Raw genomic sequence first — 20,575 nt, forward strand, 5'->3', positions numbered from 1 at the left:
GTTTTTTACGGCACCGCGACGAACGGCGTCAGGATGCGCTGCAGCAGCCAAACAATGATCGGCAAAACGATGGCCGAGGCGAAGCTGCGGAAGGTGCCTGGGCTCCAGGGCCAGGTGGGGATGGCGCCCACGCTTTCGCGCACTTTCAGCAAAGCGCTCAGACCCTTTTCCAGCCCGTCAATATTTTTGAAGTTGCGGCCTTCCATGTCCTTTTGGATCTCGTTGCGCAAACCGTTGATCTGCTCCGCATTCTCCGCCAGCAGCGTGTTTTTGTCCTTTTCGATCTTGCGGTGAATGCCCAGCACCGGGATCACAAAGACCGCAACCGCCGCAGCGATGCCGCCGACAGTGATCAGATAGGTGGTTTCAGGGGTTTGGGTGATGGACCCGTAATACGTCTCATTAAAGAAGTTGATGTTGACCACCAGGATGAGAAAAATGCCGACTGCCATGGCCACGCGTGCCAGGCCATACAGCGGCTGAAGATTGAACAGGTTGAGCTTGGTGACCCGTTTGTACAAGCTGTCAATTTGCGAGACGTGGCGGTAGGCAACATACAGCCAGAGTGGTAGGAAGGTATAGCCCTGGCTGGAAATGAAGGACCATAGGATGGTGCTGGCCATATCAACGGAGCGCGATTGGAACGAGAAATACAACCCCACGCTCAGCCCCAGCAGGGTGATGATCAGAACCGGCCAGAATGGCAGGGTGACAAAGCGATAGCGAATGGCATCGAACTCGCTGGCTGACAGCCCCAGCGCGGGCCGAATATCTTCAATGGAACGACGGGCCACCCGTTCCATAAAGTGAATGTAGCCCAGGGCCAGGGGCAGCCAGATGACATCAAAGAAGACGTAGTTGTGCCAGACCCACCAATCCTGATAGCCCTCCAACCAAAGTGTCAGGTTGATAAGAAATACACTCAACAAATAGAGAAGGATGTAAAAGACTACCGGTGGGATTTTGAGCGAACTGACCCAGTCAATAGTGGCATCTACCCAGCTGGGTTTATAGGGGCGGGTTTCCGTCATCTTGTCTCCTCACGTTTTTAAGTATCTACGGGAACGATGCACTCCGGCACATCGTTGCGGGCGTTGCTGACCACTGTGCCCACCTGGTAATAGGCCATCTTTTCGGATGGGTAGGGGCGCAGGAGTGGCAGCAACGTCTTAGGATCGGCTTCGTCCGGCTGCAGCCAAATGGCATGGTCGTCTTCATCGAGGATGACGCCCATGCGGTGATGGATCTGGGCCACGAGGTCGTTGGGTTCGCAGGTGATGAAGCAGCAGGTGTTCACTTCGGAGCCGTCCATCGAGGTCCAGCTGTCCCACAGGCCAGCAAAGGCGAAAGGGCGCTTGTCTTTCATGTGCACCCAGTACGGGATCTTCTCTTTCTTGCGCGGCAGCTTGACCCATTCGTAATAGCCATCCGCCAGCACCAGGCAGCGCCGCCGCTTGAAAGGCGAACGGAATGACGGCTTGCGCTCGATGCCCTCGGCGCGGGCATTCAGCAGGTAGCTGGTCATCTTGACCTTGGTGAAGGAGGGGATCATGCCCCAGCTAAGGAAATCCACTTTGTTCTGGCCGTCATTGAGCACCACAGCAATGGGTTGGGTGGGGGCGATGTTGTAGCGGGGGCGCAGCTCTGGCGGCACTTGCAGCCAGGGAAAAGTCGCGGCCAGTTCCTCGGCGGTTTTGGTCAGTGTTATTCGTCCGGGCATATCAGTGCATCCTTGGCAGAGCCTCAGTGGTCGGCGCGTGTTTGGGTTTGCCGTCTACAAAGAGCTGGGCGACCAGCGAAGCGGTGGCAACCAGGCCGGCGCAGACGTACATCACAATTTGGAAGGCGTCCACAAAGGCCTGATCATAGACCGCGTCGATTTCCTGGCGCTGGGCGGGTGGCAGGCTGGCCGGGGCGCTGGCGTTGGCCAGGTTCTTGGTTTCGGCGCGGATCTCAGAGAGCGCCTGGGGCGTGAACTGGGCCGGGTCCACGCGGCGCTCCACAGAGCCGATGAAGACGTTGAGCGCCACCACGCCGAGGATGGCCACCGCCAGCACGTTGGCGGTGCTGTTGACGGCGGTATTGATGCCCGAAGCCGTGCCGGAGAGCCGCTTGGGGGCGGCGCCCATCACCGTGGTGGTCAGCGGGGCGATGACCAGGGTCATGCCGAAGGCCAGCACGATCACCGCCGGGAAGAAAGTCGTCCAAAAGGAGCCGCCCAGGCCGGCCTGGCCAAACAGCACCAGCCCGGCGGCGACCACCAGCGGGCCGATGGTCAACGGCAGTTTGCTGCCGTAGCGGGCCACCAGGCCGCCGGCCCAGCCGGAGAGGGCGCCGACGATGAGCGGGAAGGGCAGGAAGCCCAGACCGGCCATGACGATGTCGTAGCCCTGGATTTGGATTAGGTTGAAGGGCAGGAAAAAGATCACGCCCGAGACGGCGCAATACATCAGCAGCGTGATCAGGTTAGCCCCGCTAAAGGTGCGCGATTTGAACAGGTCCAGCGGCAGCAGCGGGTTTTCGGTGATGCGCTGGGTGTAGAGGAACAGGGCAAACACGGCCGCCCCCAGGAAAATGCTGCCCAGCACGATCGGGCTGCCCAGACCGTAATTGGCTGACTCGATGAAGCCGAAGACGAACATGCCCAGGCCCAGGGTGGCCAGGCTGGCGCCGCGCCAGTCCAGCTTGCTGGGGGCTTTTTCGTCGCGGCTTTCCGGCACTTTCCAGAACAGCACCAGCACGGTCAGGATGCCCACGGGGACATTAATGAAGAACAACCAGTGCCAACTGGCATACTGCACGATCAGGCCGCCCACGGCCGGCCCGAGCGCCAGGGCGATGGCCGAGGCGCCGGACCAGGCGCCAAAGGCGGCGCCGCGGCGCTCGTCGTCGAAGTAAGCGGTGATGATCGCCAAGCTGGAGGGGCCAAGCAGGGCGCCGCCCAGCGCCTGCAGGATGCGGGCGCCGATCAGGAAGCCCGGCGTGGTGGCCAGGCCGCACAGCGCCGAAGCGATCGAGAAGATGACCACGCCCACGGCGAAGACGCGGCGGCGGCCCAGGCGGTCACCCAATGTGCCGCCCACCAGGATCAAGGCGGCCTGGAAAAGCACATAGGCCTCCACGATCCACTGTGCCTGAACCACCGTGGCGTTAAGGTCTTGCTGCACCACCGGCAGGGCGATATAGATCACCGTGGCGTCAATGTAGGACATGCAGGAACCCAAAATGGTGGACACCAGCACCCAAAAACCGGTATTGAACTTAGGCAACAAGGCGGCTCCTCTGTGGCGATGCGGTATTTTAGCTGAAACTGGCGGCTAACTCAGCCAGGCCAGTACCAGCTGGGCCAGGATGATCTTGGCGATGCTGGCGACGGGATACACAGCGGCGTAACCGATGTTGGGCAGTTCATCCCCGCTTTGCTCGGAGGCGAAGCTGAGCAGGGCGGGCTGGGTTTGCAAGCCGGAGAGCATACCGGTCAGCAAACCCATGGGAATCTTGAGCAGGCGATAGCCGGTCCACAACACCAGCCAGCCGGTGAAGAGCGTGATGCCCAGGCCGGCGGCCAGCAAGACCAGGCCTTCGCCGCTGGCCAGGGTGGTGACGAAGTCATAACCGGCGCGGGAGCCCACGCCCGCCAGAAAGAGCACCAAGCCGAACTGGCGCAGGGTGACGCTGGTGCTGTAAGGGATGGTCCAGACCAGCGGGCCGGTGCGGGCCAGGTTGCCGAGGATCAGGGCCAGGATCAGCGGGCCGCCGGCCATGCCCAGGCGCAGGGTCAGGCCGCCCGGCAGCGGGAAGGGCAGCATGCCCAGCAGCATACCCAGGGCGATGCCCAGACTGAGGGTCAGCACATCCACTTCGCTGACAGCGCGGTACGAGTCGCCCAAATACTTGCTGACGGCGGCCATGTGCTCGCGATGGGTCAGCACGCGCACGCGGTCGCCCAATTCCAACACGGTGTTGCCCGTGGGGATCAGCTGAATATCGCCGCGGCGAATGCGCGTGATCAGCGCGCCAAACTGCTCCGGCAGGTCGATCTGGCTCAGCTTGCGGCCGACCACCTGCGGGTTGGAGACGAAGATGCGCCGGAAATCCATCTCGCGGCGGTCCAGCTCCAGGCTGGCCGGGCTGCGCTCCCCAAGAAAGGCGATCACGGACTGCAGCTGGGCGGGGGCGCCGACCACGGTGATGTGGTCGCCCAGTTCCAGCTGGCTGTCCTTTTCAGCCAGCAGCAGTTGCTTGCCTTTCTGGATGCGGCCAAAAACCACGTTCCAATTCTGCTGCTTGACCAGTTCCACCAAGGGTTTGCCCAGCGCCGCGGGCTGAGTAACGCGGATGGTGAGATTGTCCAGCTCGACATCGGCGCCGGCCAGGTCGCCGGCGCGCAGGGCTTCGGCGCGGTAATCGATGCGCCAGATGCGCTGGGCCGTGTAGACCGCCAGGATCATGCCCAGCACGCCCAGCGGGTAGGCGATGGAATAGGCCACCACCGGTTCAGCCAGCAGGGTTTGCAGGGCGCTGCCGGCCGGTTGGTTGAGATTGATGAATTCCAGCGCGCTGGCCAGGGCGGGGGTGTTGGTCAGCGCCCCGGAGAAGAGGCCGGCGGCGCTGCCGGCGGAGAGCCCCAGCTGCCCGGCGGCCAGCACAACCAGCCCGGCGGCCGCCAGCAGGCAGAGCAGGATGAGGGCATTGTCGCGCAGGCCTTTGTGGCGCAGGGCGGCGAAGAAACTTTGGGCGCTGCTCAGGCCGAGGGCGTAGACGAAGATGACCAGCCCAAGGGTATAGACCGCTTCGGGCAAGCGCAGCTCCGGGCTGAGCGCCCCGAAGCCGAGGCCGACGAAAAGCACGGCGGCTACGCCCAGGCGGATGCCGCCCAGGGAAACCTGCCCCAAGGCCCAGCCGAGGGCGGCGATGGCGAAGAGCAGCAGCAGGGGATTGTCTCGGAGCAGGGCGATGATGTTTTGCAGCATGACGCCGCCATTATCCCTTGATTTGCAGGTTTGCGAAACCCGCCCCGCTTGCTGCACTAGCCAGGGAAACGCGGGCGCAGCGGCACGGGCGGCTCGGCCGGTTCCAGCAGGCGCATTTGGTAGGCGGGCAGCTTGCCATCCAGCAGAATGTAGGGCGCGGCGCGCTGGGCGACAATGCCCAGGGCGCGCAGATCGTCCAGCGAGCGCAGTTTGCGCCCGCGGCGGGCCAGCAGGATGCTCATGGCGCCTTTGGGGCCGATGCCCGGCACCATCAGCAGCTGCTGCTTGTCGGCGGTGTTGAGCTCGATGGGGCGGTGCAGCAGGGTCTGCTCCGCCCAGGCTGTCTTGGGGTCCTTGTTGAGCGGCAAGTGGCCGTTCTGGGCGAAGGGTAGCTCTTCCATGCTGAAGCCGTAATCGCGCAGCAGGAAGGAGGCCTGGTAGAGGCGATGTTCACGCCAGGGGTTTTCGGCCGGGTGGTTCTCCAAGGGCGTGTCCAGCACCGGGGTAAAGGCCGAGTAGTAGGTGCGCTTGAGTTTGAGCTTAGAGTACAGGTATTCGGAAATGGCAACCAGCTCCACATCGCTCTCGCCGGAGGCGCCGACCACGAACTGGGTGACCGTGCTGGCCCAGCGCCCGTTCCAGGTGCCGTGAGGCGCTTCGTTCTGGCGGATCTCCTCGGCCCACTGCAGCGGCGCCAGCAGTTCCTCGGCGAACTTCTTCATCGGCGCCAGGGCGGGCATGCGGCGGGGATTGGCCGCCTCCAGGTTGACCGAGACGCGGTCGGCCAACTGCATGGCGCGGCGCAGCTGGTCCTTCTCGGAACCGGGCATGATCTTGAGATGGATGTAGCCGCGGTAGCCGAGCTTGTTGCGTACGATGTCGACCGTGTCCAGCAGGCGATCCTGGGTGGCCACGCCGCCCTTGATGATGCCGGAACTGAGGAACAACCCTTCGACCGCGCCGGCTTTGTAGACCGCCAGGAAAGTGCGGGCCATCTCGTCCGGCTTGATCGTCGCCCGGCGCATCTTGCGCCCGGCGCGGAAGGGACAGTAGTTGCAGTTGCGCTCGCAGGCGGTGGTGAGCATGGTTTTGAGCACGTTCATCTTGCGCCCACCGGGCAGGGCCACCTGGCTGATGGGGATGCGCGGCAGGGCCTTGCCGCCAACCACCGGCTGGCAATCCTGCTCGCGGGTGCTCTCGATTTCGATGCCCATGTCCTGCGAGACCAGGCTGAGTTTGGCGAAGGTGTCCATGCAGTGATATTAGAACGTATGGTCTATATTGACAAGGGGGTGTCAAGTGGTTGGGGTTTTTCACCACAAAGGCACAAAGACACAAAGGGATACGATATAAGTTTATGTAGTAGGGGAGAAGGATGCTACGATAGAATTAAACGTGTACTGAATCTCAAAATTACTGTTCATTCGAACTAGATTCTTCGAGCCTTTTTTGCTTTACTACATCAATAAACTCCTTATACGAGGAAGGCTTTAGCCAGGCAGGCGAATCTGCTGATTTGTTACCCTTAGGAATTGGCTTGCAATATAATTTGTACCATTGTGGTGAAACAACATCCCCACTTCCATCCCCGTAGATAGCGATTTGGAGAAAATACAAACCTGCAGTTAGCACGGGTTCAACACCTGGTGAAACCGAATCAGGAGTACCCTTCTCTAAATTCATTTGTGGTGGAATATACACCCGTAGCCAAATTGGCTCCTTGCCTTCGCCTCTGTTTTTTATCTGTGCAATATCAAGGAAATTAAAATCGCCCCCGCCATGTAATCCTACAGGCAAATACCTGGTGTAATGACTCTTGCCATCTTGCCTTGTCCAAAATAGATCTAATGCGTCAAATTTTGTGACTCTTTTTCCGCTCTGATCCCAAACACCAAGCAATTTACCCTTGCAATTTTTTACCACAGACAGTCCCACATTTGCCACAGCTAGCCTCACAAACCAACTAGGGGTATCGCCGTCTACGGGAGATTCGGAATATCTTGGCGGATTTTCCTCGAACACTTCCAACTTAGATCTTGTTGCGTGCGAGTTTATGTAAGCAAACAACAAAGTGAGCAGTGACAGTAGTATGGCAATTAGTTCGAGCGTGAATTCGAAATGGAATATAAAAAATATGGTGATGATTATTAAGGCGAAAATATCAAAGGCTCTCCACCTTTTTTGATATTCGGTTTTCCTCTTGATGTCGTCGTGAAGTTTACCCCTTAGGTCATTATGGTTTGTGTTCATATCTGCCAACGTTCGGCTTGAAATTGCCGAGTTCTAAAAATACTGCATCTATCACAGAAGTCTTTATTACCTATGTTATAGTCTAAACTATCTAAAGGTAATTGGAACTGAATTTAATTAGGAGGAAATCATAGATAAAATCCACCAGCTGCAAAACGAGATTGACGATTTAGAAAAAGAATTGCGTCAATACGAAGCAATGGGCGGCAGCAGCGGATGTGGATGCTCCTTCATCTTTTTTGTTATCGGTGGTTTTGTACTTTTCTTTGTTGCTTGGCCAATCGGGGTGATTATTCTGTCTTTGGCTGCCCTTATTTTTATGTCAGGTGGAGGCAGGAAAAGCGCTAACAAGCAAGCAGCAGTTGTTAGACAAAAATTATCTGGAAAAAGGATTGAATTGTGGGGTGAGAATGCTTTCCGGGCCGCCGTGAGAATGAAGAATTGGTTTGGCCGTCAATCTCGTACAGTCAAAATAGTTTTACTCATTAGTGCAGTGGCACTGAGTTGTTACTGTGTAATGTTTTTGCGTCAAGAAATCGGAGTTTCAAATCAAAATCCTTCTGCAACGGAGCAAATCCAAACTGCAGTCGCTGCCCTGTTCTCTCAACGTGAGACAGCAGCGGTTTTAGAAAACCAAACACAAACGCCGATACCAAATCAAACTGATCTGCCACTTTCATCAGAGACAACTAACTACGAGATTGTCTTTGAGATACCAAACCACAGATATGATGGCGGTAAGACTCTTTATGTATTAATTAATCAAATTGATCTTTCTTCTGATGATTTTAAGAATGATATCAGAATCATCTTGCAAGATATCGTTGCTCAGGAAGGCAACAAAATTTCAGTAGAAATCCATGACAGCAGAGCAACCTTGGATTTGTCCTATAAGCAATATGGGGATTTTTCTTTGGGTCGCCCCCTTACACAAAGTGAACTGGACAACAGGGCCATACACCTAATTGCAAGTTATGACGGAGACTTGGAAACAATGATTTATGTCAATACTTTAATGTTTTTTCCTGGAGCGTTCACTGATACACCGAATGTAGGAATATATGTTGAAGAAATTGAATTTGACGCGCGCAAATGAGCAAACAAATTCATAGATCTGAAGGTCGCATTCTGCTTCCCTGCCAGGTGAATGTCAGGTCTCTTTAGGAGATGACAAAACCCTTGGGAAACCATTCGCCAAGTTTGCTCATCAAACGCTATGTTCCCTGGCTGGCGCTGCTGGCCGTGCTGGCGCTGGCGGCCTGGCCGCGACCGGCCGCCGCGCCTGCGCCAGCGGCAACGGCTGCGCCTACGCCGCAGCCGCAAGCCGACGCGGCCTTGCTGGCCGCGCTGAACGCCGCCGGCGAGGCTGAGAGCGGGGCGGTACAGTTCTTCGAGAGCGTGCGCTATCGCGTCAGCCAGCAGATGGCGGTGGTCAATGAAGGGCCAGGCATGGCCAGCAAGCAAAATCTTTGGATCGCACTGATTCAGACGCGCTGGCCTTACCAGCAGGTGCATTCCGTGGCCATTACTCCAGGCGAATACCAACTGGCGCGGGATGAATACGGCAACCTCTACGCCGAATTCGATTTCAGCCACATTCAGCCCGGCGAGCGCATCGAAGTGCGCCTGGAATACGAGGTCGAGGTGCGTCGGGTGGTCTTCGACTTTGGTACCTGCCTGGGCCTGCTGCCCAGCGAGCATACCCGCGCCGAGCTGCACATCGAGGCCAATAACCCGCAGGTGCAGGCGCTGTCCGCGCAGCTGGCCGCCGGACGGGCCACCGCTTGCGAGCAGGCGCGCGCCTTCTACGATTACACCGCCGAAAATTTGATATACACCTTCAACGCCGGCAATTGGGGGGCGCAGGCCGCCCTAGGCGAAATGGGCGCGGACTGCACGGAATACGCTTCGCTGTTCGTGGCGCTGAGCCGCGCCGCGGGCATTCCGGCGCGCTACTTCGAGGGCCTGCGCTACGGCCCGGGCGATGAGGAGCCGCCGGAGCACGCCTGGGCGGAGTTCTACGCGCCTAGCGCGGGCTGGATACCGTCCGACCCCACGCTGGGCCGCCATGAGCACAGCCGGGAGCAGTACTTCGCCCGGCTGCCCGCCAGCCACATCGTGGTTACTGAGGGGCGCAGCCCGTCCACGCTGCGGGGTGGCAGCTACATCGCCCACCTGTATTGGGCGGCGGGGCAGGCGCGGCTGCGGGTGGTCGATTTTGCCTGGGGAATGAAACCGCTGCACTAGCGCAGCAGGGCGGGTTTCAAACCCGCCCCTGCGGCCCTCTGGCAAACCTGCTTCCTATAAAATACAGAGCGCCGAAAGGCGCTCTGTATTTTTAGTGGTGCAGGATCTGCGAGAGGAAGAGCTTGGTGCGGTCTTCCTTGGGTTTCTTGAAGAGCGCCTCGGGCGTGCCACTCTCCACGATCTCGCCTTTGTCGAAGAAGAACATGCGGTCCGCCACGGCGCGGGCAAAGCCCATTTCATGGGTGACCACCAGCATGGTCATGCCGGTCTTGGCCAGCTCGATCATCACGTCCAGCACTTCTTTGATCATCTCGGGGTCGAGGGCGGAAGTCGGTTCGTCGAAAAGCATGATCTTGGGTTCCATGGCCAGGGCGCGGGCGATGGCCACACGCTGCTGCTGGCCGCCGGAGAGCTGGCCGGGGTACTTGCTGGCCTGCTCAGGGATGCCGACGCGCTTGAGCAGCTCCATGGCCTTTTCCTCGGCCTGCTGCTTGGACCACTTGCGCACCCACATGGGGGCCAGGGTGATGTTCTGCAGCACGGTCAGGTGCGGGAACAGGTTGAACTGCTGGAAGACCATGCCGGTCTCCTCGCGGATCTTCTCGATGTTGCGCACATCATGGCTGAGCTCAATGCCGTCGACGGTGATGTCGCCGCGCTGGTGCTCTTCCAGGCGGTTGATGGTGCGGATGAAAGTGGACTTGCCGGACCCGGAAGGCCCGAAGATGACGATGACCTCACCGCGCTGTACTTCCATGCTTACGCCGCGCAGGGCGTGAAAGTCGCCAAACCACTTGTGCACGTCTTTGCAGACGATGATCGGTTGCTGGGTTGTTTTTGCACTCATTGTCATTCCTCCAAATTATCGCTCACCCACGCCCAGCGAAACTTCCAGACGCTGGCTGACATACGCCATGGCGTAACTAATCACCCAATACAGCATGGAGATAAACGCGTACACTTCGCGCTGCAGGCCCAGGAATTCCGGCTGGGCCAGTACGGTCTTGCCGATGCCGACCAGATCCATCAGGCCGACGATGGAGACCAGGGCGGTGTCCTTGAACAAAGCAATGAACTGGCCCACCAGGATGGGGATGACCAGGCGCAGCGCCTGGGGCATGATGATCAGCCCCATGGACTGGATGTTGTTCAAGCCCATGGCGTAGGCCGCCTCGTATTGGCCCTTGGGGATGGCTTGCAGGCCGCCGCGCACATTCTCGGCCAGATAGGCGGCGCTGAACAGCGTGATGGCCACCATGGCGCGCAGCACACGGTCGATGTTGACGCCGGTGGGCAGGAAGAGCGGCAGCATCAGCTGGGCCATGAAGAGCAGCGTGATCAGCGGCACGCCGCGGATGAGTTCGATGTAGGCGACGCTGAACCAGCGCACGATGGGCAGCGACGAGCGCCGGCCCAGCGCCAACAGCACGCCCAGCGGGAATGAAAAGACAATGCCCACGATGGTGAGCAGCAGGGTCAGCAGCAGGCCGCCCCACAGATTGGTGCCCACCAGAGGCAGCACTTCATTGCCGGCGCCCAGGCCGCGCAGCAGCAGGATGAAGATGGGCGGCCAGATCACCCAACCGGTGATGACCACCCGCTCCAGGCCTTTGCCGGCGGAGCGGCCGACCCACCAGCCGAAGCCCAGCAAGCCCGCCATGCCCAATAGCCACAGCTGCGACTGACCAGAAGTGATGGTGGCCAGCCCAAGCAGCAGCGCGAGCAAGCCGATGGTGACCCGCCCGGCGCCGCGAGCCTTGCGGCCCCAGATACCCAGCGAATTGCCCGCGATGAGGGCCAGCAGAGCCAGGCCCAGCCATACGCGCCAGACCTCGCTGATCGGGAACTGGCCCAGCATGATCAGGCGCAGGTTGGTCACGATCACGCGCCACTGGGCCACTTCGAGCAGCCAGATGACCACGGCGCGCACGATCCAGAAGATCAGCGCGCCGGAGAGCAGGCTGAGCAGCGCGTTGTACCAGGTGTTAAAGAGATTCTTGTAGATCCAGCTCAGCAGCGAAGGGCGCTCAATGAGCGGGGGGAGGATGTTGTCGCTCATTTAGCGCTCCACCAGTTGGGCTCGTTGGTTGTACCAGTTCATGAACCAGGAAGTCACCAGGCTAAAGGTCAGGTAGGTGAGCATGACCAGGCTGATCATTTCCACCGCCCGGCCGCTTTGGTTCAGGATGGTGTTGGATACGTAGAACATGTCTGGGAAGCCCACGGCAATCGCCAGGGACGAGTTCTTGGTCAGGTTGAGGTATTGGCTGGTGAGTGGCGGGATGATGACGCGCATGGCTTGCGGAAAGACCACCAGGCGCAGGGTTTGGAAGCCGGTCAGGCCGATGGCCCGGGAGGCTTCCACCTGGCCTTTGGAGACGGCCTGCAGACCGGCGCGCACCACTTCGCCGATGAAGGCGGCTGTGTAGAGCACCAGGCCGGAGAGCAGCGCCATGAATTCGGGCGTGACGACTTTGCCGCCCACCATGTTGAGGCCTTGCACGCTGGGGTAATCCAGCGAGAGAGGGGCACTGGGGACGACGAACCAACCCACCACGGCAAAGGCCGCGAAGGTGAGCAGCGCCCACAGGGCGGTCAGCGGCGGCTTGCCGGTGCGCTTGCCGATGTAGTGCAGCACCAAGGCCACCAGAACTGCCGCAGCCAGGCCGGCCCATAAGATCCAACGATAGGGCTCGTAGGTTTCGGTGGGCAGGCCCCAGGGCAGGCCAATGCCGCGGTTGGTCAGATGGATCTGGCCGGGCCAGATGACGGCTTCAGCCACGCGGGGCAGTTTGAGGAAAACGGCCAAGTACCAGAAGATAAGGAAGACCAGCAGGGAAAGATTGCGCATCAATTCCAGGTAGGCAGCCGACAGGTTGCGCACCAATAGGTTGCTGGACATGCGTGCAACGCCCAGAATAGTGCCAAGAATGGTAGAGAGAATGATGCCGACAAGGCTGACCTGCAGCGTGTTAAGCAGACCTACCAGAAACGCCTGCGCATAGGTGGAGGTGCGGCTGTATGTGATCGAGGTTTCAGCGATATCAAAACCGGCGGTGCCCTGCAAAAAGGAGAAGCCCAGGGTGGTGCCTTGGCGCTGCAGGCCGGTGACCATGTTTTGGATCAGGATGTAAAAGAAGAAAATGACTGCGGCAGCAAAAGCGACTTGCCCAAGAACTTGCAGGACGCGTTCGTCACGCCAAAAAGGGATAGACGTGTGTTTTTGATTTCTCATCCCTAGATCTCTCCTGCGTGATACAGGCCGGGGGTGGGCTGCCCTAAGGCTGCCCACCCCCGGCAGGGTGTAAAACGGTGGTGCTTAGTTGAAAGGCGGGGCGAAGAGCAAGCCACCTTCGGTGTAGATGCTGTTGTAACCGCGGGGGATATGGGTCGGGGTGTCCGGACCCAAGTTGCGGTTGTAGATCTCACCGTAGTTGCCGGCCAGCTTGATCACGTTGTAGGCCCACTCGTTGCTCAGGCCCAGCTTGGCGCCGAGCTCACCCTCGTTGCCCAGCAAGCGGTTGATCTGCGGGTCGGTGTTGGAGGCCTTCACCTGGTCCACATTGGCGGAAGTGATGCCATATTCTTCCGCGGCAATCAGAGCGAAGACAGTCCACTGGGCAATGTCGAACCACTGGTCATCACCATGGCGAACCATGGGGCCCAAGGGTTCCTTGGAGAGGGTCACGTCCAAAATGACGTGAGCGGAAGGATCGGCCAGAACCGAGCGGCGGGACACCAGACCGGACTTGTCGGTGGTGACTGCATCGCAGCGGCCTTCGCTGTAAGCGGCGAAGGTGGAGTCGGCGTCTTCAAAGACGACCGGGCTGTAGCTGATGCCGGCCGCAGAAAAGGCGTCCGCCAGGTTCAGCTCAGTGGTGGTGCCGGTCTGCACGCAGACGGAACCGCCCGCCAGGTCTTCCAGGGTGGTGAAGCCAGTGGCGCTAGGCACCATCAGGCCTTGACCATCGTAGAAGGTGGTGGCGGTGAAATTGCCAGCCAGCTCGGTGTCGCGGGTCAGGGTCCAAGTGGTGTTGCGGCTCAGCACGTCGATCTCGCCGGACTGCAGCGCAGTGAAGCGCTCAGGGGCGGTCACGGGGCGGAACTCCACGGCGTCGGCGTCACCAAAGATGGCGGCGGCCAGGGCGCGGCAGTAATCCACGTCCACGCCGGAGAAGTTGCCGTCGGCGTCGACATAGCCGAAGCCAGGCACCTGGTTGTTGGCGCCGCAGACCAGGTAACCGCGGGCAACCACGGCAGCCAGGGTTTCACCTTGGGCAGCGGTTTGGGCCGCGGGGGCCGGAGCGGCATCGTCAGCCGGGGCGGCAGTATCGGCCGTGGCTGGCTCTGAGGCGTCGCCGCTGGCGGCCGGGGCCCCACCGCAAGCGGCCAGGACCAGCGCCGCAACGATGAGAAGCCCAAAGAGAGGGTAGAACTTCTTGGACATAGGGTTTCCTCTTCCTTGCTACTGTGTATAAGGTTTGACCGGCATGGTGGCCGGCCCTGTGCTGGAGGGGGGCGCCTGGCTTGCTGATTGACTGCAAACGTCGACAACCCTCTCCGGCGCAGCAATACAAGGGGTGCAGCATTATAGGCGGAAGCTTGCATCTTTACAAGGCCTAATAAACCTATCGAATTAGTGATTTAATGCCGGCGTATAATCGCCCGCATGAGCCAACCCCTGATTTTGGTCGAGATCGACAGCGGTATTGCGCTGGTGACATTAAACCGCCCGGATGCATTGAACGCCTTGAGCCCGGAGATGCTGGGCAGCCTGGCTGAGACCATGGAGAGCCTGGACCGCGACGAGAACGTGCGGGTGATGGTGCTGACCGGCGGCCAGAGCGTGTTTGCCGCCGGGGCGGATATTAAAGCCATGGCCAGCGCATCTCCGGTGGACATTTATTTGAGGAACACGCGCCAACTGTGGCAACGTCTGTGGGCGCTGGACAAGCCGGTAATCGCGGCGGTGAACGGGGTGGCCTTTGGCGGCGGGTGCGAACTGGCGCTGGGCTGCGACCTGATTGTGGCCGGTGAAGGCGCCCGCTTCGGCCAGCCGGAGATCAAGCTGGGTATTATGCCGGGGGCGGGCGGCAGCCAGCGGCTGGCCAAGGCCCTGGGTCCGTACCGGGCGATGGAGATGGTGCTGACCGGCGACCCGCTGCCCGCACCGGAGGCGCATGCCGCCGGGCTGGTGAACCGCCTGGTGGCGGACGACCAGGTGTTGGCGGCGGCCCGCGAGCTGGCCGCCAAGATCGCCGAACGGCCCGCCGTGGCGGTGCGCCTGGCGCGCCAGGCGCTGCGCTACGGCGTGGAGCACAGCCTGGGCGAAGGCCTGGAGATGGAGCGGCGCAACTACCGCCTGTTGTATGACACCGCCGACCAAAAAGAAGGCATGGCGGCTTTTATTGAGAAGCGCAAACCCAAATTCTCAGGCAAGTGAGCGCATTGAGCGACGATAAGCATCTTCCGCTGATCGGGGTGGTCGGCGCGGGCACAATGGGCTCCGGCATTGCGCTGGTGGCCCTGACCGCCGGGGCCAAGGTGATCCTGCAAGACCCCTATCCAGCCATGCTGGAGAAGGCCGCGGCCTACATCAAGAAATTCTTGGAGAAAAAGGACCAGGCAGCCTTACTGGGAAACCTGACCCTCACCGACAGCCTGGAGGCTTTTGCTCCAGCCGGCCTGGTGATCGAAGCGGCCCTGGAGCAACTGGAACTGAAGAAAGAGATCTTCGCCAAGCTCGAGGCGGTCTGCGCGCCGGAGGCCATCCTGGCGACCAATACCAGTACACTGTCGGTGACCGCCGTGGCCGCCACCACGCAGCGCCCGCAGCGCGTGGCGGGCATGCATTTCTTCAACCCCGCCCCCGTGCTGCCGTTGGTGGAAGTGGTGCGCGCTGCGCAAACCAGCCAGGCGACCATCGAGAGATTGGTCGGCCTGACAGAAGCGCTGGGCAAGACGCCAGTGGTCACCGGCGATACGCCGGGCTTCATCGTCAACCGCGTGGCGCGCCCGTTCTACGGCGAAGCGCTGCGCTTGCTGGGCGAGGGCGTGGCTGGCTACGAAGTCATCGACCAGATTGTAGAGGGCGGCGGTTTTAAGATGGGGCCATTTAAATTGATGGACCTGATCGGCATCGACATCAATGCTGGAGCGATGCGCTCCATGTACGAACAGAGCTTTGGCGAGCCTCGCTATAAGCCGCACTGGATTCAGATGCAAAAGTTGGCTGAAGGCGCCCTGGGACGAAAGACGGGCAGGGGGTTTTATAAATACAATGGGGATGGCCAGCTCACCGGCCCCAGCCACCTCGACCATGAATATGAACAACCCGAGGATGCACAGCGCTCTGTTGCAGGCCCACTGGTAGCTCCTGCCGAGGGGCTGGTTTTGATCTCAGAGGGGACCTGGGCCCCGGGTTTGGCGGACATTTGCCGGCAAGCCGGGTATAGTGTGGCTTCAAAGCCGCAAAAAGGGCAGGAGCCAATCGCTTGCTTTATGGTGGCGGGTCGCAACGAGGGGGCAGAGGAGATCCTGAGATGGTATGACCAAAACCTACCGGCGGATACACCGCTGATTGCGCAATGCGTCGATATGACTTTGGCCGAGATGAGGAAATGGGTTTCTCATACGCAGCGCTTGATGGGCTTTGATGGCTTGTTCTTTGCCAGCAGCTCAATTGCCACCACGATCCACTCGTCGATCCCAGCCGAGAAATATCTTGCCGTCATGGATCTATTTGAAAATTTAGGCCGCTTCCAATTGTCAGTACAGGATAGCCCCGGGCTTATCTTGCCGCGCATCGTGTGCCAGATCATTAACGAAGCGATGTTCATGAGCCAGGATATGCGCGGGTCGCATAATGTGACCAGGTTTGAGATTCCCAGCGAGGAGTTTTCCGCTCGCTATGGGCTTGATGTGCTCTTCCCCATCGATAAGGCCATGAAGTTGGGCGTCAACTATCCCTATGGGCCAGTGGAGTGGTGTGAGCTGATTGGTTACGACAAGGTGCTGGCCGTGCTCGACCACCTCTACGCCGAATACCATGAAGAGCGCTACCGCGCTTGCGTGCTGATCCGCCAATGGGCGAGAGGGCAAGGATGAAAGGATGAAGGCTGACTTAGTCAGCCTTCATCCTTTCATCCTTGAATTTCACTCCAACACAAAATCAAACTCGCCATGCACGCCATTCTGGGCGGACAGCATGCTCATCAGCAGGCGACTGTCGAAGATGCCGTCTGTGGCATTGCCAGCTTCGTCGGGGAAATACAGCTGCGTGGTGAGCACCGCGCCGTTGGGCCGCTGCACTTTGACGTGGAAGTGGCGTGTGCGGCCGGGGTACAGGCCGGGCATGATGGTTTCCAGTTGGTAGCGGCCCTGGGCATCGGCGAACTGATGGCCGCGCAGGCGGTAGCCGGTGTTGTCGTATACGCCTTCGGCGTCCGCATGCCAGAAGTCGAGTAGGGCACCGGGGATGGGCTGGCAGTTGGTGTCCAATACCTGGCCGCTGACCAGCATGTACACGCCCCGCATGCCATCCTCAAGCAGTGAACTGCGTTCCGGTGAATTGGGCGTAAAGTAAGGCCCCTCGGTCTGGGCGATGGTCGGTTCATCGTCGTCATCGCCGCAGGCGGGGGTGGGCGGCAAGCTGATGCCTGTGCTGGTCGCAACGGGTGTGGCGGCGATCTGGGTGGCAGGGGCCGAACTGGTCGGTTCTGGCAGGCCCAGGGCTTGGGCACAGGCGGCCAGCAAACCGCTGGCAGGCACCAGCAGCAGGGTGCGCAGGAAATCTCGGCGGGAATAGGGGTTAGGCGCTTTCATGCACGCACTATAGCGCGCCTAGATGAATACAAGCTTAGGCCGGGCTGGTCAGCCGCCTGCGTTGGGCGACCAATCCGCCCAGGGTCAGCAGCAAAATGACCATGCTAAGCATGTTGACCCCGCTCCAACTGCTGGCGTGCAGCATACTGCCGGCGGAGAGTGAGCCCAAGGCCTGCACGCCAAAAACGACGAAGTCATTGCTGGCTTGGGTCTTAAAACGTTCTTCCGGCGCGTAGCTGCGGGTGAGCAGCACCGTCCCGCCTACAAAGAGCAAGTTCCAGCCCAAACCCAGCAGGACCAAGGCCCACCAATAGTGCATGAAGGCCGAGCTGATCATGGCCAGCGCGGAGCAGGCCACCATCAGCAGCGCGCCCAACAGCATGAAACGGTACAGGCCTAAACGCTCGACCAGAAAGCCGCTGATCAGCGAGGGCAGATACATGGCGATCATGTGGCTTTGGATCACCAGGGTGGTCTGGTCCAGGCTGAAGCCGGCGCCGCTGTGCATGTGCACCGGTGTGGCGGTCATCACAAAGCTCATCACCCCGTAGGCGCTGGCGCCCGCCAAGACGGCCAGCAGGTAGTCGGGCTGGCGCATGATCTGGCCCAGCGGTCTGCCAGTCAGGGTGCGGCTCTCTTCCGTTTGGCGGGTGTCTTGCAGACCGGCCAGAGTGACCAGCGCCAGGGCGTAGACGATGACCAACGCCACGAAAGAGCCCTGGTAGGGCACGGCCAGCCAGTCCTGTGTCTGGCGCGCAATTTCCGGCCCGGCAAAGCCGGCAAAGATACCGCCGACCAGCACCAGCGCCACGGCGCGGCCCTGAAAGGCGCTGTCCACGCTTTCCGCGGCGGCAAAACGATACTGCTGCACGAAGGCGTTGTTGGCGCCTACCAGCAAGGTGGCCAGGCAGAACAGCCAGAAGCTGCCCAACTGCAAAGCCAGGGCGGCCAGCGCCGCCCCGGCGATGGCCAGCAGCGAGGCGAGCAGGAAGCCGTTGCGCCGCCCGATGCGGCGCATCAGCCCGCCAGCGGGCAGGGCGGACACTGCCGCGCCGACGACCATGATGGAAATGGGCAGGGTGGCCAGCCCCGGGTTGGGGGCCAACTGGCCGCCAACGATGCCGCCCAGCAGAATGATGGCGGGCGAACCGCTCATGGCCAGCGCCTGGGCAATTACGAGGAGGGTCAGGTTTCGAGAGCGCATCAGCCGGTTGATTATACGGCGAAGGGTTAACAGGCCGCCAGGGAGGAGCGTGTATGATGCGGGGGTGTTTGCCTTACGTCTTGCGATTCTGGCTGGGCTGACTTGTCTGCTGGCCGCTTGCCGCGGCCTAGCCGAACCTGGGCCAAGCGCAGGCCTGCAGGATACCCAGGCTTGCCGGCCCCAGCGCCAGCAGCCGCTGGGGCTGGGCTTCCCAATTGCGGCGGACCGCCTGCCGGCGATTGGACCGCTGCATGCCGCAGTGCTCTTCGCGGATTTTGAGGACGCGCCTGCTGAACGCTCCCCTGCCGAAGCGCTGGCGATCGTCTCCCCCGGCGCTGAAGAATTCTTTGCTGAGCTGTCCGGCGGGCGGCTGCAGGTACAGCTGCACCCACAGCTGATCTGGCTGCGCCTCAGCCAGCCACAGGCACACTACGCGGCAGGGCTGACCAGCTTCGAAGCGCATCTCGACTTCCTGCAGGAAGCCGTGGACCTGGCCGATGCGGCGGTGGATTTCTCCCAGATGGACCTGGTGCTGGTGCTGACCAACCCTGATGCGACCGGTATTCCTTACGGCCCGGCCTTCACTGGATTCGCCGATCACGGCATTCAGGCGGACGGGGTCACGATTGCCAACGGCATCACCTCAGGCAGCGACCTGCTGCACTGGGGCCACTTGTGGCTAAACCATGAGATGGGCCACAGCCTGGGACTGCCCGACTTGTATGCCTACCCAGGGGCAGCTGCTGCAGAGGCAGATCAGTTCGCGTTCACGGGGGAGTTCAGCTTGATGGGAAATATTTTCGGTCAGGCGCCGGAGCTGACCGCCATTGAGCGTTGGATGCTGGGCTGGCTGGAGGACGAGCAGGTCTTGTGTTTGAGCAACCCCGGCCAGTGGGAGATCACTCTGACCGCGCTGGAACAACAAGACGCGCAAACCAAAGCGATTATGCTGCCGCTGGCGGACGGGCAGATGTTGGTGATCGAAGCGCGGCGGCCGCTGGGGTATGACTGGCGGCTGCAACAGCCCGGCGCGTTGGTCTATCTGGTGGATACGCACCGCGATTCCGGCTATGGCCCGCTGCGCGTGCTGGCGCCGGAAGGCAAGCTGCCGGGCCAGGCCGCCCTGCAGGCGGGCGAGTCACTCCAGTACGAGGGTGTGAGTGTGCAGGTACTGGAGAGCGGTGCGGAATTCGACCGCCTGTGGGTCAGCTTTGGCCTCCCGGACTAATCCAGGATGGCGCGCATCCAAGGGATGTGTTCGTCGTAATGGTGCGAGCTGTTGCCGGTAATGTAATCAAAGATTGGGGTGGTGGATTTGCTGCCTGGTTGGTAGTGGTTGTAGGGTAGTTGCAATTCCTCTTCGGTCATTGCCTCAACCCGGGCGGCCAGCTCGTTGTGCTTCTCTTCCACTGCCTTGCGCACATCGGCCAGCGGCAAATCCTTGTAGCGCTGCTGCAGGATGCCGTTCACCACGTCATACGTTTCCGCCAGTGTCACCCAGTCTTCACGAGCGATCTCCATGTAATCGCGGCGCGCCTTGCCGTCCAGCACCGCCACCATGCTGCCCGCCCATACGGAGAGGTGCATCAGGTGATCTTTGGCGGTCCAGCCGGCGGCGTCCGTTGGCCCGGTTAGCTGCTCGTCGCTGTAGCCGCTCACAAAGGCCTGCAAGCGTTCCCAGCCATACTGCATTTCTTGCAGCAGCTTCTCTTTACTAAAGTCTATTGCTTCGCTCATTCAGCACTCCGATTGGATACAAAAAAGGCCGCCGATTACCACCAGGTTCAGGGTCACAAAGAGAACGGCCACAGTACCGCCTATCATGGCCGGCAGCAGCCACAGCTCCGCAAATTTGTTGATGGCGGCCCTGCCTAGGTCCTGCGGGTTGTACACCATCTCGACCTCCTGACCCACATGGTAGGCCGGCGGTGGCTGGCAGTCGTTCCTTCTATTTTGCAGCGTACAAAAAGTGTCGCCTTCGGTGTCGGTGCTTTGCACCAGCCCGATCACTTGACCGTGGTTTTCTCGCCCTGGAGGGCAGGTTCTAAACTTTCCCGGCTCAGCAAAAGCGCAACGA

19 protein-coding genes are annotated in these 20,575 nt (G+C 60.3%); 5 read left to right on the plus strand and 14 right to left on the minus strand.

Annotated features, from left to right (window positions below; translation table 11 throughout):
* Positions 1–5: 5 nt before the first annotated feature.
* The 6 genes from KF885_08755 to KF885_08780 form a co-directional block, all read right to left on the minus strand.
* Positions 6–1,031, minus strand: a complete 1,026-nt coding sequence (locus KF885_08755; GenBank protein MBX3049247.1) for a hypothetical protein — start codon at positions 1,029–1,031, stop codon at positions 6–8.
* 17 nt (positions 1,032–1,048) lie between these two features.
* Positions 1,049–1,720, minus strand: coding sequence for an SOS response-associated peptidase (locus KF885_08760; protein ID MBX3049248.1), 672 nt, complete (start codon positions 1,718–1,720; stop codon positions 1,049–1,051).
* Position 1,721: 1 nt separating this feature from the next.
* Positions 1,722–3,269, minus strand: coding sequence for an MFS transporter (locus KF885_08765; protein MBX3049249.1), 1,548 nt, complete (start codon positions 3,267–3,269; stop codon positions 1,722–1,724).
* Between the two features lie 48 nt (positions 3,270–3,317).
* Positions 3,318–4,973: a hypothetical protein gene (locus KF885_08770; protein MBX3049250.1), complete on the minus strand. Its 1,656-nt coding sequence runs from the start codon at positions 4,971–4,973 to the stop codon at positions 3,318–3,320.
* 56 nt (positions 4,974–5,029) lie between these two features.
* Positions 5,030–6,226, minus strand: a complete 1,197-nt coding sequence (locus KF885_08775) for a radical SAM protein (GenBank protein ID MBX3049251.1) — start codon at positions 6,224–6,226, stop codon at positions 5,030–5,032.
* 160 nt (positions 6,227–6,386) lie between these two features.
* A complete protein-coding gene (locus KF885_08780; protein MBX3049252.1) occupies positions 6,387–7,232 on the minus strand; it encodes a hypothetical protein in 846 nt (281 codons plus the stop codon).
* Positions 7,233–7,404: 172 nt separating this feature from the next.
* Here KF885_08780 and KF885_08785 point away from each other — a divergent pair, with 172 nt between their 5' ends.
* Together KF885_08785 and KF885_08790 are read left to right on the plus strand one after the other, a co-directional pair.
* Entirely contained in the window at positions 7,405–8,319 is a 915-nt protein-coding gene (locus KF885_08785; GenBank protein ID MBX3049253.1) for a hypothetical protein, read from the plus strand.
* A 71-nt stretch (positions 8,320–8,390) separates the two neighbouring features.
* Entirely contained in the window at positions 8,391–9,470 is a 1,080-nt protein-coding gene (locus KF885_08790) for a transglutaminase family protein (protein MBX3049254.1), read from the plus strand.
* A gap of 91 nt (positions 9,471–9,561) precedes the next feature.
* Here KF885_08790 and KF885_08795 read toward each other — a convergent pair whose 3' ends face one another.
* The 4 genes from KF885_08795 to KF885_08810 form a co-directional block, all read right to left on the minus strand.
* Positions 9,562–10,317 (minus strand): amino acid ABC transporter ATP-binding protein, encoded by a 756-nt coding sequence (locus tag KF885_08795; protein ID MBX3049255.1) that lies wholly within the window; start codon positions 10,315–10,317, stop codon positions 9,562–9,564.
* 15 nt (positions 10,318–10,332) lie between these two features.
* The gene (locus KF885_08800; protein ID MBX3049256.1) at positions 10,333–11,529 is read right to left on the minus strand and encodes an amino acid ABC transporter permease; all 1,197 of its coding nucleotides are present in this window, start codon (positions 11,527–11,529) and stop codon (positions 10,333–10,335) included.
* A complete protein-coding gene (locus tag KF885_08805; GenBank protein ID MBX3049257.1) occupies positions 11,530–12,705 on the minus strand; it encodes an ABC transporter permease subunit in 1,176 nt (391 codons plus the stop codon).
* Between the two features lie 84 nt (positions 12,706–12,789).
* Positions 12,790–13,917, minus strand: a complete 1,128-nt coding sequence (locus KF885_08810; GenBank protein ID MBX3049258.1) for an amino acid ABC transporter substrate-binding protein — start codon at positions 13,915–13,917, stop codon at positions 12,790–12,792.
* Between the two features lie 222 nt (positions 13,918–14,139).
* Here KF885_08810 and KF885_08815 point away from each other — a divergent pair, with 222 nt between their 5' ends.
* Both KF885_08815 and KF885_08820 read left to right on the plus strand, forming a co-directional pair.
* The gene (locus KF885_08815) at positions 14,140–14,913 is read left to right on the plus strand and encodes an enoyl-CoA hydratase/isomerase family protein (GenBank protein ID MBX3049259.1); all 774 of its coding nucleotides are present in this window, start codon (positions 14,140–14,142) and stop codon (positions 14,911–14,913) included.
* Positions 14,910–16,577: a hypothetical protein gene (locus KF885_08820; protein ID MBX3049260.1), complete on the plus strand. Its 1,668-nt coding sequence runs from the start codon at positions 14,910–14,912 to the stop codon at positions 16,575–16,577. Before KF885_08815 ends, KF885_08820 begins: the two co-directional genes overlap by 4 nt.
* A 48-nt stretch (positions 16,578–16,625) precedes the next feature.
* Here the strand turns inward: KF885_08820 and KF885_08825 are convergent, their stop codons facing one another.
* Both KF885_08825 and KF885_08830 read right to left on the minus strand, forming a co-directional pair.
* Positions 16,626–17,294 (minus strand): hypothetical protein, encoded by a 669-nt coding sequence (locus KF885_08825; GenBank protein MBX3049261.1) that lies wholly within the window; start codon positions 17,292–17,294, stop codon positions 16,626–16,628.
* Between the two features lie 34 nt (positions 17,295–17,328).
* Positions 17,329–18,498 carry an MFS transporter gene (locus KF885_08830; GenBank protein ID MBX3049262.1) on the minus strand — a complete coding sequence of 390 codons (1,170 nt, stop codon included), beginning with the start codon at positions 18,496–18,498 and terminating at the stop codon, positions 17,329–17,331.
* A gap of 64 nt (positions 18,499–18,562) precedes the next feature.
* On the opposite strand from KF885_08830, the gene KF885_08835 reads away from it, so the two are divergent.
* Complete coding sequence (locus KF885_08835; GenBank protein ID MBX3049263.1) at positions 18,563–19,726, plus strand: hypothetical protein; 1,164 nt, start codon at positions 18,563–18,565, stop codon at positions 19,724–19,726.
* Here the strand turns inward: KF885_08835 and KF885_08840 are convergent.
* Positions 19,723–20,235: a ClbS/DfsB family four-helix bundle protein gene (locus KF885_08840; protein MBX3049264.1), complete on the minus strand. Its 513-nt coding sequence runs from the start codon at positions 20,233–20,235 to the stop codon at positions 19,723–19,725. The genes KF885_08835 and KF885_08840 overlap by 4 nt on opposite strands.
* On the minus strand, positions 20,236–20,496 hold the full coding sequence (locus KF885_08845) for a hypothetical protein (protein MBX3049265.1): 261 nt from the start codon (positions 20,494–20,496) through the stop codon (positions 20,236–20,238).
* Positions 20,497–20,575: the final 79 nt, after the last annotated feature.

This window comes from Anaerolineales bacterium, assembly GCA_019637805.1.
Taxonomy (GTDB): domain Bacteria; phylum Chloroflexota; class Anaerolineae; order Anaerolineales; family UBA11579; genus JAMCZK01.

Bases quoted from the DNA above. Each gene is read 5' to 3' on its own strand.
- KF885_08755 (MBX3049247.1), bottom strand. From the start codon at position 1,031: ATGACGGAAACCCGCCCCTATAAACCCAGCTGGGTAGATGCCACTATT.
- KF885_08760 (MBX3049248.1), bottom strand. From the start codon at position 1,720: ATGCCCGGACGAATAACACTGACCAAAACCGCCGAGGAACTGGCCGCG.
- KF885_08770 (MBX3049250.1), bottom strand. From the start codon at position 4,973: ATGCTGCAAAACATCATCGCCCTGCTCCGAGACAATCCCCTGCTGCTG.
- KF885_08775 (MBX3049251.1), bottom strand. From the start codon at position 6,226: ATGGACACCTTCGCCAAACTCAGCCTGGTCTCGCAGGACATGGGCATC.
- KF885_08790 (MBX3049254.1), top strand. From the start codon at position 8,391: ATGACAAAACCCTTGGGAAACCATTCGCCAAGTTTGCTCATCAAACGC.
- KF885_08795 (MBX3049255.1), bottom strand. From the start codon at position 10,317: ATGAGTGCAAAAACAACCCAGCAACCGATCATCGTCTGCAAAGACGTG.
- KF885_08800 (MBX3049256.1), bottom strand. From the start codon at position 11,529: ATGAGCGACAACATCCTCCCCCCGCTCATTGAGCGCCCTTCGCTGCTG.
- KF885_08805 (MBX3049257.1), bottom strand. From the start codon at position 12,705: ATGAGAAATCAAAAACACACGTCTATCCCTTTTTGGCGTGACGAACGC.
- KF885_08810 (MBX3049258.1), bottom strand. From the start codon at position 13,917: ATGTCCAAGAAGTTCTACCCTCTCTTTGGGCTTCTCATCGTTGCGGCG.
- KF885_08815 (MBX3049259.1), top strand. From the start codon at position 14,140: ATGAGCCAACCCCTGATTTTGGTCGAGATCGACAGCGGTATTGCGCTG.
- KF885_08825 (MBX3049261.1), bottom strand. From the start codon at position 17,294: ATGAAAGCGCCTAACCCCTATTCCCGCCGAGATTTCCTGCGCACCCTG.
- KF885_08830 (MBX3049262.1), bottom strand. From the start codon at position 18,498: ATGCGCTCTCGAAACCTGACCCTCCTCGTAATTGCCCAGGCGCTGGCC.
- KF885_08840 (MBX3049264.1), bottom strand. From the start codon at position 20,235: ATGAGCGAAGCAATAGACTTTAGTAAAGAGAAGCTGCTGCAAGAAATG.